Source organism: Pauljensenia sp. C0170B5, from assembly GCF_056590195.1.
Map to the genome: position 1 here is coordinate 14,941 of NZ_JBWPVR010000002.1, position 14,437 is coordinate 29,377.

Below are 14,437 nucleotides of genomic sequence, written 5' to 3' on the forward strand. Positions count from 1 at the left end.
TCGATTCTGTAGCGGTCTTATCCGTCGATCAGCGCACGCAGGTCAGCCACGTTAAGGCGCGTCCACTGCCCCGCGTCCTTCTGATCAACAGCCGCATCAACCAGGGATGTCACAAGTTCACGTTTGCGTTCTTGTAGTTCGACGACTTTATGTTCAATGGTGTCGAGGGCGACCAGACGGTACACACTGACAGGACGTTCCTGCCCGATGCGGTGCGCACGATCCACTGCCTGTTCTTCCACGGCCGGGTTCCACCATGGATCCATGACGAACACGTAGTCCGCTTGCGTCAATGTCAGTCCTGTCCCCCCAGCCTTCAGGGAGATGAGGAACACGTCAGCGTCCCCCTCGCGAAACTGTTGAATCACTGAGCGGCGATTGCGGGTTGAACCGTCGAGCTGGACACAGGAAATGGAGCGCCGCTTCAGCTCCTCCCGGATTCGTGCCAGGTAGGACGTGAACTGGCTGAACACCAGGGCCTTGTGACCTGCAGGCAGAATCTGCGTCAAGTGGTCCACCAGCACGTCGATCTTTGCCGACCCAATACCTTGGTAGTGTTCATCGACCAATGCCGGGTCAAGGGCCAGCTGACGCAGTCGCGTCAGCGCGGCCAGAATGTCGATGCGGTGCCGTGAAGCGTCGTCAAGCAGATCGAGCAATTGGACGCGTATGCGCGTCAGATACTGGTCGTAGATCTGGCGGTGTTCAACTCCCAGCTCCACACCGACGGTTGTTTCAGTCTTGGCGGGAAGATCAGGTGCCACTGCTTCCTTGGTGCGTCGCATGATGAACGGTCGGATCGCTGCGCTCAACGCTGCGGCGGCGTTCACGTCCCCCTCGTCAATGGGCCGTAAGATACGTGTGCTGAACGTTTTCCAGCCGGGCAACAAGCCGGGAGCAACCAGGGCTGCGAGCGCCCACAGATCCGCTGCGGAATTTTCCACGGGTGTACCGGTCACTGCGAGTGTCCACGGCCGGGACAGCTGCATGAGCAGGCGGTGGATGACAGTGCGCGGATTCTTCACGTGCTGCGCTTCGTCGATCACCAGGCCGCCCCATTCGCGCGCTGCCCATTGGTCTGATTCCAGGCGCGCAATGGTGTATGTGGTGACGACGATGTCGGCATCGCGGATGGCACTGTCAAGTGATTCGTCGCGACGTTTGGAGGTTGACGTAATGTCGACGACTCGCAGCTCGGGTAGGAAGCGTTCGGCCTGTTCAACCCATGTGCCGACGACGGAGGTCGGTGCCACCACCAAAACTGGCGGCTCGGTGCCACCAGCGCGTTGCGACGCGATCGAGGCGAGGATTTGCAGGGTCTTGCCCAGGCCCATATCGTCAGCGACAATGCCGCCCAATCCGTTGTGAATGTGGGAGGTGATCCACTGATGACCGTCGACCTGGTAGGGCCGAAGATCCGCATTAAGGGTGTCAGGCAGCGGCAACGGATCGCGCGCACCTCGGGCAGTAAGTACGTCGATAGTGCGGCGCAGGGAGTTGGGCACGGTGAGCGAGTCCGTCAGGTCGTCGAATTCTTCCCACAGCCCCACATGCATGCTCGATAGCTGCAGGTCAGATTCAGTAAAGCTGCCGCCCAGTTCCTGCGCGTTGTGGAGCAGGGCGCGCAGCCTGTTGATACGAGCGCTGTCGAGGGCGACCCACGTCCCCTCAACCAGCATATGATCGCGTCCATCGGCAAGTGCGGTGAGGACATCAGATAGGGCGACATCACTGTCACCGATGCGGATGCGTATATGGACATCAAACCAGTCGGTGGATGAGGACGGTTCAGCGTCCGTGTGGATCGTCAGTTCCTCATTGCTGATGCTCAGTGCCCGCACATCAGGGTTCACGTCCCATTGCAGAGCGTCGGCGGTCACCTCGTCGAGGGTGGCAAGCAGTTCCGGGGCTTTCCAGGCGGGCATACGGATGGGTGTGCCGACGGTCAAGGGCGCGCCGGTGGGAAGCGAGATCTGGCCGATTGCAGACTGTACGCTGCGTGCCAGGTGCGTGACATCGGGGTCTGTACTGTCGTAGGCGGTGCGCACATGAGAGGTGCCGACAGCTTGATCGACCCACCAGCGCATCACGACGTGTTCGATGTGATCCATACTGACGCGTCCGACGATGCTTGTCTTAACTGAAACGTCTGCGCTCACTGAGTCGTCACTGGACATGACCGGGTTGGTGCCGCTGAGCCGAGGAAGCCACTGGGCATGGAATTCGGCCGCGTCTTCAGCCGGAATGATCAGCGGTGAGGCACCTTCGAACGCGTCGAGCAGATGCGCCCCTGAACGAATATGTGCGACTGTGCGCCCGGCGTTGAAGAATGCCAGCTGCGTGGCTGCGCTGATGCGAACTCGGGCGGCGATGCGCGCACCGTCGGTGAGCACGGGTTTGATGAGAATGTCGCCTGTTTCGCCAGTGCGAGTGGTGTCGAGACTGACGTGCCAGGGAGTCGGGTCGACGCTCAGTGGTGTGAGCGGGTCGAGGTCAACGAACATGTCAAGGCCGGCTCGCGTAGCTGCCTCAATCCACGGCCCTGCCTGCACGCCCAGCGATTCCAGTGTGACGTCATTTGGTGAGCGGTACGTTCCATCTGAACGTGAGTGGCGGTAGGCCTGCCTGATCAGCGCGACGTGTGTGGGGTTGAGTCCATCTGTGACCGATTCCCACTGCGTGGCGGTCAGGTCCTGCCACGTTGCACGCTTCGTGGTCCACGCGCTGTGCATTCCAGGGCGCAGCGGTGTCAGTGCAATAGGTTCACGAGGGTTATGCGTATCAACCAGTAACGCCAGTGGCTGACCCTCCATCGCCGTGGTGCCGGAAAGGGTGCGCAGCCTGTCACGCCATGTGGGGCCCTCCTCCGATTCTGCGGGCACGGAGCGCACGGCAAGTAAGGCTGCCACACTGTGCGGACAATCACGTCCGATCGCGCACGCGCAGCTCAGATCCAGGTGGACAGGGGCGCCGTCACGCAGGCTCACCCATGTGCGGTAGGTCAATCCGGGGCCTTTGACGCGGCACTGGGCTTCGCGTTCTGACGTGAGGTCGGTGTCCAGGACGTCGCCTCGGGTAAAGAACGCCAACCCTTTTGCCCACGTTGCCGGGCCTACGCGCATCATGATGTCGTCGTCACTGAGGTGGTGAACATACGTCACGATGTCGCGTGGAGCCATCTTTCCAGTTTATGACGCCGCGCGCGCAGATGCTCAGTCTCCCAGCTTCCCGCCTGATTCACGCAGGTAGCAGCGTGCGCACAGTGATTCATATCCTGAGTCGACACCGTCGATCGCGACCTGTCCGCCGTCAAAGATGAAGGAGCCATTGACGATGCGGCCGTTGAAGACTGCTTTCTTTCCGCATCGGCAAATCGTTTTGAGTTCTTCGAGGCTGTGCGAGATTTCCAGGAGGCGGCGAGCACCAGGAAATGCGTTGGTCCGGAAATCGGTGCGAATGCCGTAAGCCAGGACGGGGATGCCATCCATGACGGCTACCCGCAGGAAATCGTCAACCTGACGTGGGGTGAGAAATTGCGCTTCGTCCACCAGGATGGCGGAGGTGGAAGCCATGCGGCCGGTTGCCTCGAGCGCTTCAAAGACGTCATCGGTGGAGTCCAGAAGGACATCAACGGTGCGCGTTACTCCCAGACGGGACACCACTGTGTCGTTGCCGCGCACGTCGACGCGCGGTTTGATCACCAGGACATGCTGGCCACGTTCTTCGTAGTTGTAGGCAACCTGAAGCAGTGCAGTTGATTTGCCTGAGTTCATCGCTCCGTATCGGAAGTACAGTTTCGCCACAGCTTCCCTTTCCTCGTCGACCGTGTCCTCCTGAGCCTGATGGTACCCGAGCTCGTTTTATTCAAAGAAACCTTCGATCCACCATCTGCCTGACTGAAAGCTCAGCAGGACGTCGCTTCCGTCCCGACTTGCAATGACATAGACACGTGCCGAACGTTCTGTTGTCTGTTCCTCCCACCAGCGCCCTTGGACAACCCAGATGCCCTGCACCTGCACGATGGAGATCTGTTCCCTGGCGCGCACGATATGTGTGGGCGGTGCGCTGAGGTATCCGCGTTCAGTCACCACGACAGGAGTCAGCCCGGCGCGCACCTCAACCTGCTCGGGTTTGTCCAGCATCACTGTGGGCGCGCGCAGCAGAGCGCCGTCCCATTCTCCTTCGCTCCTGACGGGCTCTTGTCCCGGGCTTCCCCAAGGGGAAGAGTGCACACGCGACCGTGGATCGAATCCTCCCTGCATACATACCGCGCGCACTCCCTCGGTGCCGACCACTGACTGCACCCGCAAAGCGGCCCGTTCAGCGCGTCGACTGCTCTCCGGCCCTGCCCACAGCTGGTCCGGCATTACTGTGTCGTACAGGTCGCAGGCCACCACCTGCATCGTGCTCAACCCACCGGCATCGCCATCGTCCTGTGGAAGCAGGCGGTCAAGCCAGCCGCGTAATTGCCAGCGCAGACGATCAACAACTTCACTGGGGTCCAGGCAGTTCACCCCACACCATGTGCGCTCACAGTCCTGTCCTGTTGTCGTCGCGACGCGGATACTCAGCGCGTGCGCGTTGACACCCTGGCTCCACAGTTTCTGCCGCAGATTTTCCGCCACTGCTCGAAGCTGCAAGGCAACCATGTCAAGACTGGTCACTGGGTCATCGAATGTGCGTTCCACGTTCACCGCTGAGGTGGTGCGTGCACGCGGCGCAATAAACAGGTCACCCCCGCTGGCCAGGCTCCACAGGTCCTCCCCTGAGCGCCCGAATCGTGACAGCAGCGCCTTCTTGCCGACACGCAGCACATCAGCGCACGTTGTCACCCCCAGGTCCTCAAGCACCTCGATCGCATGATGTGCGTCCTGTGTGCGTTGACACGGTACGATGCGTGGAATATGCGCCAGCGGTATTTCACTCACATACTGTTCGGCACAGGTGGCGGGAACGATCTCATCAGAGCGGGCGGCCCATATTGCTGTCAGTATCCCCGTCGCAATCCCCACGTGGCATTCGACCCCGCATTCCTCGACGATCGTTTCAGTCAGTTTTTGTGCGAGTTTTTCTTCCGATCCAACCCACCGCGCCGGGCCTGCAGCAGGCGCCCACGCCAGTCCTGGCCGCAGGCACGTCACATGTGCGGCCACCCGGTCGCATGCATCGAGCACATGTTCGAATGCGGCATTTTGCTCAAGCGGATCATCTGGGTAGATCAGTGCGTCGGGGCACAGATACTGCGCAGTCGTCAAGAGCATCGACGTGCGCACACCTGCGCGGCGCGCAGCCAGTGTCGCAGCCTGCACGCGACCATTTGACGCAATAATGGCTCGCCCTCCTGGCGGCGTGTTAACTGCAAGTGACTGGGTAGGCCAGTCGGGAACCCACACCACCACGCGTCTGCTGGCCGCCATCTCAGACCGCCTGCTTCGTTGGAGCCACCAGACTTGCAGCCAGCGGACGCGAAAGACCGATCCACGGGTAGGCAGTGACGATCCGTATCCCGCGTGTGCGCGCTCTGCCTGCCAGTTGGCGCTGTTCGCGCACGGTCAGTTCGACCCGCCCCACTGCGACGACATCCACGCCGTCGATCAGGGTACTCAGGATCTGGGCAGCACAGCGATCCGGGTGCGGCACATCGATGACGCGTTCGAGTTCAAGTCCCATGTTCGATGCCGCTTCCCACCCCATATTCGCCACGCCGACAAATGCGCACCACGCTCCGTGCGGTGCCAGGTCAATAACGGCGCGGATCAGGTGAGCCGCAGAGGGCTCAACGTGAAAAATACAGCCCACCGGAGCCTCGGCGTCGTGAGCACGTGAGTTCAGATGGCGTTGGATGTCATACTCGTCGCGATGACGCACGCCAGTTTCTTCTTCCGCCTGAGCAAGCGCTGCGCGTGCGTGCTCCAGTCGTTCGCGTGCACTCAGTGCCATTCCCCCTCCTTTCGAACAGATGTTCGATATCATAGGACACTCCCCCGGCATCTGGAGCTCATCCGCCAGTCGCCCTCGAAAATCACGCACAGCACGACTATGGTGGATATCACAAACGAAAGGAGCAATGGTGAACCTCAACGATCGCCCAACAGCCCCCGATCCCTACAATCTCCTGCCTGTTGACGCTACTTTTCCCGTGACTTCCAACGACATTGTTGACAACCAGACTCTTCCCGCCATCCACAGCGCCGAGGGAGGAAACGTCTCACCCCATCTGGCGTGGAGCGGCTTCCCCGAGCAGACCCGCTCATTCGTCGTCACATGTTTCGATCCGGACGCCCCCACACCGTCAGGGTGGTGGCACTGGATAATCGTGGACATTCCTGCCACGCAGACCGAACTTCCACAAGGTGCCGGATCCTCCGACCTTGACCTTGACGGCGCCGCTTTCCATATTCGCGCAGACCACGGCGACCATTCGTACTACGGAGCCGCCCCGCCGCCTGGAGATCGCCCGCACCGCTACATTTTTGCCGTTCACGCACTGGACGTCGAAACCCTCGAGGTGGACGAGGACGCCTCGGCCGCCCAGGTTGCCTTCGCAACCATGTTCCACACGATTGCACGAGGGAGACTGACGGCAACCTTTGCCACGCCTCAGGAGTAAAAGATCACGACGCGCCATGTCGCTGTCAGCGCCCGACAGGGGGCAAGATTGAACACGTGCTACATGTGATCTTTTATGAACCGCGCATCCCGGGCAATACGGGAGCCGCCATCCGGCTTTCCGCATGCACCGGATCGATGCTGCATCTGGTTGAGCCACTGTGCTTCGACATGGATGACGCGAAACTGCGTCGCGCCGGCCTGGATTATCACGACTTGGCGCACGTGAAGGTTCACCCCAACCTCGACGATGCACTGGCCGACATTCCCGGAAAGATCTGGGCATTTACCGGACACACGACCACGATGTACACCGATGTGTCCTACAGCGACGGCGACGGGTTGATGTTTGGCCCCGAACCGACCGGTCTGCCTGAGGACGTGATGGATGATCCGCGTGTGACGTCGCGGGTCCGTATCCACATGTGCGAGGGGATCCGGTCACTCAACCTGGCGAACTCGGCTGCTATCGGCCTGTATGAGGCCTGGCGTCAGATCGGATTCCCGCACTCGTGCTAACTGCGGCGCCTCGGCTGGCGTTCGATCTGTTCGGCAAGTTCCACGATACGACGCGGATTTGACCACCACAGCCACACCAGTCCGACGACTGCCAGCAGCAGCGGCAGATAATAGTATTCCGCGCCGAAACGACTCCACGGGGATCGCTCGGATGTGGGCTCGTTGATTCCCCAGAACGACAGTCCGACGATCAGTGGGCCGACCGTCTGAGTGATGACACTGGCCCATCCGACCATGCGCATGCGGCGCCCGTTATGAGTCAACGCCGCTGCTGCAACGAGGTACAGCAGTGAGGCGACCAGGGCGAGCACATAGGGCCCCAGCGGTTCCTCGCCCCGACTTGTCAGGCTACGAATCGACACGACCGTTGTCCATGCACCGAAAAGCCAGTACGCGGCAGGAACAAGGCGGCCCAAGCCCCATGACGGGCCGCGATCATCTGCCACGCTTTCTGCTGGCTGTGGTGCCGGCGTAACACCCATGGACAGTGTCTCCTTTCAGCAATGGCGGTACTGTCGCATATGACATAGTACGGCCCAGAAGCGACAAAACGGCCGTTCTTGGCGCGATGGCGCCAGATATGGGATGGCGCACCAAAAGTTCCCACGTACAAGTCAGAAAAAAACCGCTGCAAGTGGGACAATAGACCCAGTTGGTCCATGACGGTCCACACGAGTCCAACTTTGAGGAGTGAATAAGTGAGCGAGCCCGATTACGACATCGTCATCTTAGGAGCAGGATCCGGCGGATATGCCGCTGCCTTACGAGGCGCCCAATTAGGACTGAAAGTTGCACTGATCGAGGGAGACAAAGTCGGGGGCACATGCCTGCACCGCGGCTGCATTCCAACGAAAGCCTATTTGCATGCCGCTGAGATCGTCGACACGGTCAAGGAATCCGAGCACTTCGGTGTGAAGTCCTCCTTCGAAGGCGTGGACATGCCACAGCTGATGAAGTACCGCGACTCTGTCATCAAGAAGCTTTACAAGGGCCTGCAGGGGCTGATTTCCCAGCGAAAGATCGACGTGATCGAGGGATGGGGCCGTCTGACCTCCCCCACCACGATTGACGTTGACGGTCGCACCGTGACGGGAAAGAACATCGTCCTTGCGACGGGGTCATACTCGCGCTCAATCCCCGGTCTCGAGATCGGTGGCCGTATTATCGCCTCTGAGCAGGCGCTGCAGATGGAATGGGTGCCCGAATCCGTGGTCGTCCTGGGCGGCGGTGTGATCGGCCTGGAGTTTGCCTCCGTGTGGTGTTCACTGGGTGCTCAGGTCACGATCATCGAGGCACTGCCGCACCTGGCCAATAACGAAGATGAAGCGGTCTCAAAGCAGCTGGAGCGCCAGTTCCGCAAGCGCGGCATCAAGTTCCACACGAATACGCGTTTTGCCGGTGCCACGCAGGATGATTCCGGCGTTCACGTCACGACCGAAAACGGTAAGGAAATTGACGCCGACATTCTGCTGGTCGCAGTCGGACGCGGTCCTGTTACCAACGACTTGGGTTACGAAGAGGCCGGCATCACGATGGATCGTGGTTTCGTAATTACCGACGAGCGTCTGCGCACCGGCGTGGGCAACGTCTACGCTGTGGGCGACATCGTCCCCGGATTGCAGCTGGCTCACCGTGGCTTCCTGCAGGGAATTTTTGTCGCCGAGGAGATCGCGGGGCTCAATCCTCAGGTCATCGATGAGACAGGAATTCCGCGCGTCACCTTCTGTGAACCGGAGATCGCCTCTGTTGGTCTGACTGAAAAGCAGGCTCGTGAAAAGTACGGTGATGATGCCGTTCACACAGTCGAATACAACTTGGCTGGCAATGGCAAATCAAATATCTTGAATACCAGTGGTTTCGTCAAGCTGATCAACGTCCAGGATGGCCCGATCGTCGGGTTCCATGCTGTGGGTGACCGTATGGGTGAACAGATCGGTGAAGGCGAACTTATGGTGAATTGGGAAGCGTATCCGGAGGATCTGGCCGCGCTGATTCACACTCACCCCACCCAAAACGAAGCAATTGGTGAAGCAGCTCTGGCCCTTGCCGGCAAACCTCTTCACTCCCACAACTGAGTCACGCATAAAGGAGATTGAACGATGGCGACAGCAGTGAAGATGCCCGCTCTGGGCGAGTCCGTCACTGAAGGAACAGTGACAACGTGGCTCAAGCAGGTGGGCGACAAGATTGAAGCTGACGAACCGATTGTGGAAGTGTCCACCGATAAGGTCGACTCTGAAGTTCCCTCCCCCGCCAGCGGCGTTCTGCTCAAGATCCTGGTTGAAGAAGACGAAACCGTTGAGGTCGGAACCGAGATCGCCCTGATTGGCGAGGAAGGTGAAGAGGCTTCAGCGGACGAGGCAGGCGACGAGGGCGACCAGAGCGCCGATGAATCACAGGAAGCTGCCTCCGAGGAATCCGAACCAGAGCCGGAAGCCGAATCCAGGCAGGCCCCTGCCTCGGGCGGCGGTAACACCACCGAGGTCACCATGCCCGCCTTGGGCGAATCAGTCACTGAAGGCACGGTGACAACCTGGCTCAAGCAGGTCGGTGACGAGGTCGAAGCAGATGAGCCGCTTCTGGAAGTGTCCACTGACAAGGTCGACTCTGAAGTTCCCTCCCCCGCATCCGGTTACCTGGTGGAAATCCGGGTGGAAGAAGACGAAACGGTGGAGGTCGGCACCGTGGTGGCCGTGATCTCCGATCAGGCCGGCGGCGCAGCATCTGACCAGTCGGCGGAAAAGAAGACGGCAGATGCTGTCGCACCCGATGAGCCGTCGGAAGATACATCGGCTCCATCCCCATCGGCCGAGCCGCCCGCACCTCGTCAGGCGCCTCCGGCACCCCCTGCGCCACCCGCACCGCCTGCACCCCCGGCTCCTCCGATGCCGCATCAGCCAGGCGATTCGGATAAGAAGGAATTCGAGACGCCTGAAACGCTGGCGCCGAAAGCTACCGAGTCCGGAACGAAGGTTGCGGACCAGCCTGAACAGTCCGTTGCTTCTGGTCAGTACGTCACACCGATCGTGCGCAAGCTGGCACGTGAGGCCGGCATCGACCTGTCCACCGTGACTGGCACGGGTGTTGGTGGCCGTATTCGCCGCGAAGACGTCGAAAAAGCCATTGAGTCCTCCTCGTCGAAGGCAGCGCCGGCCGCATCTGGTGGGGCTCCTGCACCGCAGTCATCCGATGAGCCGATCGTCTTCGAGCCGTCTGAACTTCGTGGAAAGACTGAGAAGATGACGCGTCTGCGCCAGACGATCGCAAAGCGCATGATCGAGTCTTTGCAGACAGCTGCTCAGCTGACCACAGTGGTCGAAGTGGATGTCACCCGTATTGCTGCCCTGCGCGCAGCCTCCAAGGCTCCGTTCCAGGAAAAGCACAATACGAAGCTGACGTTCCTGCCTTTCTTCGTCAAGGCCGCTACCGAAGCCCTCGTTGCGCACCCGAAGATCAACGCAACGATCGACGACAAGAAGGTGACGTACCACGATCACGAGCACATCGGCATTGCCGTCGACACCGAGCGCGGGCTGCTGGTTCCGGTCATCAAGGATGCAGGAAGCAAGTCACTTCCTGAAATTGCAGCCTCGATCAATGACCTGGCCAAGCGCACACGCGATGGCAGCGCAGGTGTCGATGACCTGAGCGGATCCACCTTCACGATTACCAACACGGGATCGGGTGGAGCACTCTTCGACACTCCGGTTCTCAACATGCCGGAAACCGCAATTCTGGGCGTCGGAACGATCGTGAAACGCCCTGTGGTTGTCAAGGACGCGATGGGCAATGATTCAATCAGCATCCGCTCGATGGTGTACCTGGCCCTGTCGTACGATCACCGTTTGGTCGACGGCGGCGACGCGGCCCGCTACCTGATGGACGTCAAGCGTCGTCTGGAGCAGGGAGCATTCCAGGCAGATCTGGGTCTCTAGAAATCCTCACCAGGCGGGGGTGCGCTCGAGTTACTCGGCGCATCCCCGCTTGCTATGTCGTGAACACTCAGCGGATGTCCGCCCAGTGTCAGTTCCACGTTGTGTTCAGGCTGGGTGCCGACGCTGCGACACAGTCCAGCCTCGCAGCGCTGGTGGCTGGCCTGCTGAATGCGGGTGCTGACCGTCACCATCTGCCCGTCGCAGCGAACCGTCACATCGCCCACAACGGCTGTCGACAGATTCTTCAATTCCACACCGCCTGCGACCAGATTCTCTATCAGTGCCTGGTCCGACTCCAGCAACACACCACTGGTTGCATACGTCAGCCCGTCAACATCGCGATTCATCAATGCGCTGTCACGTGAACGCAGCACATCGGTGATGACGTCACGAGCCTCATCACTGCTCGGGCACGCTGATACCGCGCCCGATTCGGAGACGCTCTGTTCAGCATCGCTGCGCACTGCATGCCCGATCACCCATGCGCCGACTCCGAACGCCATACACGCTGCAAAACCGACTTTTGCGTGAGAAGACCGAGGTCGCTTATGCCGTGCCGGCGCGTTCTCATGCTGTGTGAGCTCCGTGTTCGCCGCGCGACGCAGCACCTCCCCTAATTCGTCGCCCACACTGCCAGGGCCGCTGAGCTTGCGTTCAATACGCGCAACGCTGTCCCAGTCGCCCTCGACTGTGCCCTCACCATCGGACCATCCTTCAGTGCCGATGATGCCTTCGGGACCATCGATAATGTCAATGAGGACCGCCTGATAGTCGGGGCGCACCACGATATTGGATGGAGACAGGTCGCCGTGCACGATGCCGTGCTCGTGGAGCGCCTCCACACCGCGCCGGACGGACGCGCTGATGCGCTCGCGCACCTGCCTGCGACGAAGTGAGGGGGTCCCGATCAGCGTGTCGAGTGTGCGACCGGTGACGTACTCCATCACAACGGCACACCGTCCATCGTCATGGCGCGCCACGTCGTGGAGCCGTACCACGTTGTCACAGTCAATCTGCGCCCAGGCGCGCCACCGTGACTCCAGGCGCTGCGCATCGTCAGCTGACCGCAGTGCCAGCAGGCCTGCGTTCCCATCGCGAGTCAGTGTGTGCCACATGGGGCCGGCATGGCTCATCGAGGCCAATGACCGCAACTCGTAGGAATTGATATCCATGCCCCTACTGTGACGGGCCTTCCCCTATGACACAATACGCAATCGCAATCTGTGGATGGCGCATGGATACACGCTAGAATGACACCGCTGCCGTGGCGCAGCAAGCCCTCCTGCTCTTGCCTGGCAAGACCCTTGAGGGCACGCCTATGTTGGGACATGCTTTCGTGCAGACATCACCATTTCGCGCTCTGGCGCATTATCGTATTCTGCCCGCTCTGGTTGGGTGGCCCGAGCTCATCATCGCGTTTGCGGCTCGCGCACCTTACGCCATGGTTCCGTTGGGGACGATGACGGCAATCACCGCCTCTACTGGATCCGTCGCAACCGGCGGACTGGCGACCGGTGTGGTCTCTCTGTCAACAGCCATCGCTTCGCCGCTGATCGGACGCTGGGCTGACCTTGGCGGACAACGACCGGTACTGCTCACGCTGCTCCCCCTCAACGCGCTCTCCCTAACTGGACTATGCGCTGTAGCGCTGACTGCTCACAGTGGCCCAGGTTTGTGGCTAGCTGCCTTATGCGTGGGCCTGACTGCCGTTCCGATTGGCTCATTTACGCGTGCACGCTGGGTGGCGCGCACTACCTCCCCCCATCATCTGGCCGCAGCCTTTTCCTATGAGTCCACCGCTGATGAATTCGTCTTCGTCCTCGGCCCAGCCCTCGTTGGCATCGCCGCGTCCGCCGCAGCACCTGCCGCGCCATTGGCACTGGCCGTCCTCCTCGTGCTGTGCGCCGGGATTCCTTTCGCTATTCGCACGCCCGCTTCCCTGCCGAACGAGGACGACGCTGATCGCACGCAAACCCCGCCGGTGTCGATCGCCTCGGTGCTGCGCGTTGTCCTTCCGGCGATCCTCATCATGGCCTGTATCGGTACGATATTTGGCTCCGTTCAGGCCGGCACCACCCAACGAGCAGCAATGGCCGGAATGCAGACGCAGGCCGGTTTGATTTACGCGGTCATGGGTATCGGGTCAGCCGCAATGGCCCTGATGGTTGTCTTGATTCCCGAATCCGTGCGACTGTCGTGGCGCGTCATCATCGGCGGGGTCGGAATTGCGGCAGCAATGGGGGCAACAGCTGGGGCCTCGAGCATTATCCTGACTGCTCTCATGCTGCTCATTGCCGGACTCTTCGTGGGGCCCACAATGGTGACGGCCTTTTCATTGTCGGAACGCCTGGCTCCCCCACAAGGTGTTTCAGTGGCGATGACGTCGATGCAGTCTTCGGTCACAATCGGCGTGTCCTGTGGATCAGCCGCGGGTGGCATGGTGGCGTCTTCGTCCGGTGCGCCGTGGGCGTATGCGATCGCAGTGTGCGCCGGACTTGTTATCGCACTCACGGGTGAGATTTTGCGTCGCGCAGGAAGCCGTGGTCCCGCACGGCTCCAATCACAGGTAGGATAGGACCGTTATGGCAAAGGAAAATGCACCCCAGGAAAAGAAGCGTCGGTGGTATCAGAACTTCGCTGACGCTTATAAGATCACTGCGCGCTCATATCCGTGGATCGGATGGGTGATGATCGGTGGTTCCATCGTTCTCATCGCTCTCGGCATCCTCCTCGGATTCCTCACCAACTCATGGTTCATGTGGATCCTGACGGGAGTCATGTTGGCACTGCTGCTGTGCATGGGTCTGCTCGCTGCACTTGTGCGCCGCGCAATGTATCAGCAGATCGACGGCACGATCGGATCCGTGTATGCGGTTATCAGTCAGATCAAGCGCGGGTGGATTGTCAGCGAAGAGCCTGTTGCAGCGAATCGCCATCAGGATCTGGTGTGGCGCCTTGTCGGCAGGCCCGGTGTGGTTTTCATTTCCGAGGGACCCTCCTCGCGTGTACGCCCGATGTTGAATCAGGAGCGTCGCAACACGCAGCGTGTCGCCCAGAACGTTCCGATTCACCTGATTGAGGTGGGCCATGGTGATGGACAGATCACCCTCGGGCAGCTTGACCGTCGTATCCGGAAGCTCAAGAAGACGCTGACTCGTGAGGAAGTTCCTGCGATCTCTCAGCGTTTGACAGCGTTGGAGAACAAGACGCACCAACGCGTTCCTCGCAGCATTGATCCCATGAAGGCGCGCCCGTCGCGTCGTGCCCTGCGTGGCCACTGACCATGTCTGAGCGGCGATGCCGCCGCGCCGGTCGCTTCACATATTGAGACGGCGACGCATCACTATACTTTTATGCGCATACTCGTATATGTT

General features: G+C 60.4%; 12 protein-coding genes. 6 read left to right on the top strand and 6 right to left on the bottom strand.

The genetic code is table 11. The features are described 5' to 3' along the window. Positions 1 to 17: 17 nt before the first annotated feature. The 4 genes from AC1EJZ_RS03320 to AC1EJZ_RS03335 are packed head-to-tail and all read right to left on the bottom strand — an operon-like array spanning position 18 to position 5,940. Positions 18 to 3,179: a DEAD/DEAH box helicase gene (locus AC1EJZ_RS03320; RefSeq protein ID WP_480293961.1), complete on the bottom strand. Its 3,162-nt coding sequence runs from the start codon at positions 3,177 to 3,179 to the stop codon at positions 18 to 20. 33 nt (positions 3,180 to 3,212) lie between these two features. Beyond that, positions 3,213 to 3,803, bottom strand: coding sequence for a thymidine kinase (locus AC1EJZ_RS03325; protein WP_058236617.1), 591 nt, complete (start codon positions 3,801 to 3,803; stop codon positions 3,213 to 3,215). Positions 3,804 to 3,860: 57 nt separating this feature from the next. Continuing rightward, positions 3,861 to 5,417 (bottom strand): DNA polymerase Y family protein, encoded by a 1,557-nt coding sequence (locus AC1EJZ_RS03330; protein ID WP_092648537.1) that lies wholly within the window; start codon positions 5,415 to 5,417, stop codon positions 3,861 to 3,863. Position 5,418: 1 nt separating this feature from the next. Further along, complete coding sequence (locus AC1EJZ_RS03335; RefSeq protein ID WP_092648536.1) at positions 5,419 to 5,940, bottom strand: hypothetical protein; 522 nt, start codon at positions 5,938 to 5,940, stop codon at positions 5,419 to 5,421. 130 nt (positions 5,941 to 6,070) lie between these two features. Here AC1EJZ_RS03335 and AC1EJZ_RS03340 point away from each other — a divergent pair, with 130 nt between their 5' ends. Beyond that, entirely contained in the window at positions 6,071 to 6,610 is a 540-nt protein-coding gene (locus AC1EJZ_RS03340) for a YbhB/YbcL family Raf kinase inhibitor-like protein (protein WP_092649096.1), read from the top strand. A gap of 56 nt (positions 6,611 to 6,666) precedes the next feature. Continuing rightward, on the top strand, positions 6,667 to 7,128 hold the full coding sequence (locus AC1EJZ_RS03345; RefSeq protein WP_070726634.1) for a tRNA (cytidine(34)-2'-O)-methyltransferase: 462 nt from the start codon (positions 6,667 to 6,669) through the stop codon (positions 7,126 to 7,128). Here AC1EJZ_RS03345 and AC1EJZ_RS03350 read toward each other — a convergent pair. Then, entirely contained in the window at positions 7,125 to 7,610 is a 486-nt protein-coding gene (locus tag AC1EJZ_RS03350) for a hypothetical protein (protein ID WP_070726632.1), read from the bottom strand. The two genes, AC1EJZ_RS03345 and AC1EJZ_RS03350, sit on opposite strands and share 4 nt — an antisense overlap. A gap of 216 nt (positions 7,611 to 7,826) precedes the next feature. Here AC1EJZ_RS03350 and lpdA point away from each other — a divergent pair, with 216 nt between their 5' ends. Both lpdA and sucB read left to right on the top strand, forming a co-directional pair. Then, complete coding sequence (gene lpdA, locus AC1EJZ_RS03355) at positions 7,827 to 9,203, top strand: dihydrolipoyl dehydrogenase (protein ID WP_058236612.1); 1,377 nt, start codon at positions 7,827 to 7,829, stop codon at positions 9,201 to 9,203. Positions 9,204 to 9,227: 24 nt separating this feature from the next. Then, positions 9,228 to 11,063, top strand: coding sequence for a 2-oxoglutarate dehydrogenase, E2 component, dihydrolipoamide succinyltransferase (gene sucB / locus AC1EJZ_RS03360; RefSeq protein ID WP_058236611.1), 1,836 nt, complete (start codon positions 9,228 to 9,230; stop codon positions 11,061 to 11,063). On the opposite strand, the gene AC1EJZ_RS03365 is transcribed toward sucB, so the two are convergent. After that, positions 11,060 to 12,235, bottom strand: a complete 1,176-nt coding sequence (locus tag AC1EJZ_RS03365; protein ID WP_092648535.1) for a protein kinase domain-containing protein — start codon at positions 12,233 to 12,235, stop codon at positions 11,060 to 11,062. The genes sucB and AC1EJZ_RS03365 overlap by 4 nt on opposite strands. A gap of 92 nt (positions 12,236 to 12,327) precedes the next feature. Here AC1EJZ_RS03365 and AC1EJZ_RS03370 point away from each other — a divergent pair, with 92 nt between their 5' ends. Both AC1EJZ_RS03370 and AC1EJZ_RS03375 read left to right on the top strand, forming a co-directional pair. Next, a complete protein-coding gene (locus AC1EJZ_RS03370; RefSeq protein WP_480293962.1) occupies positions 12,328 to 13,638 on the top strand; it encodes an MFS transporter in 1,311 nt (436 codons plus the stop codon). Positions 13,639 to 13,645: 7 nt separating this feature from the next. After that, positions 13,646 to 14,344, top strand: coding sequence for a DUF4191 domain-containing protein (locus AC1EJZ_RS03375; protein ID WP_058236609.1), 699 nt, complete (start codon positions 13,646 to 13,648; stop codon positions 14,342 to 14,344). Positions 14,345 to 14,437: the final 93 nt, after the last annotated feature.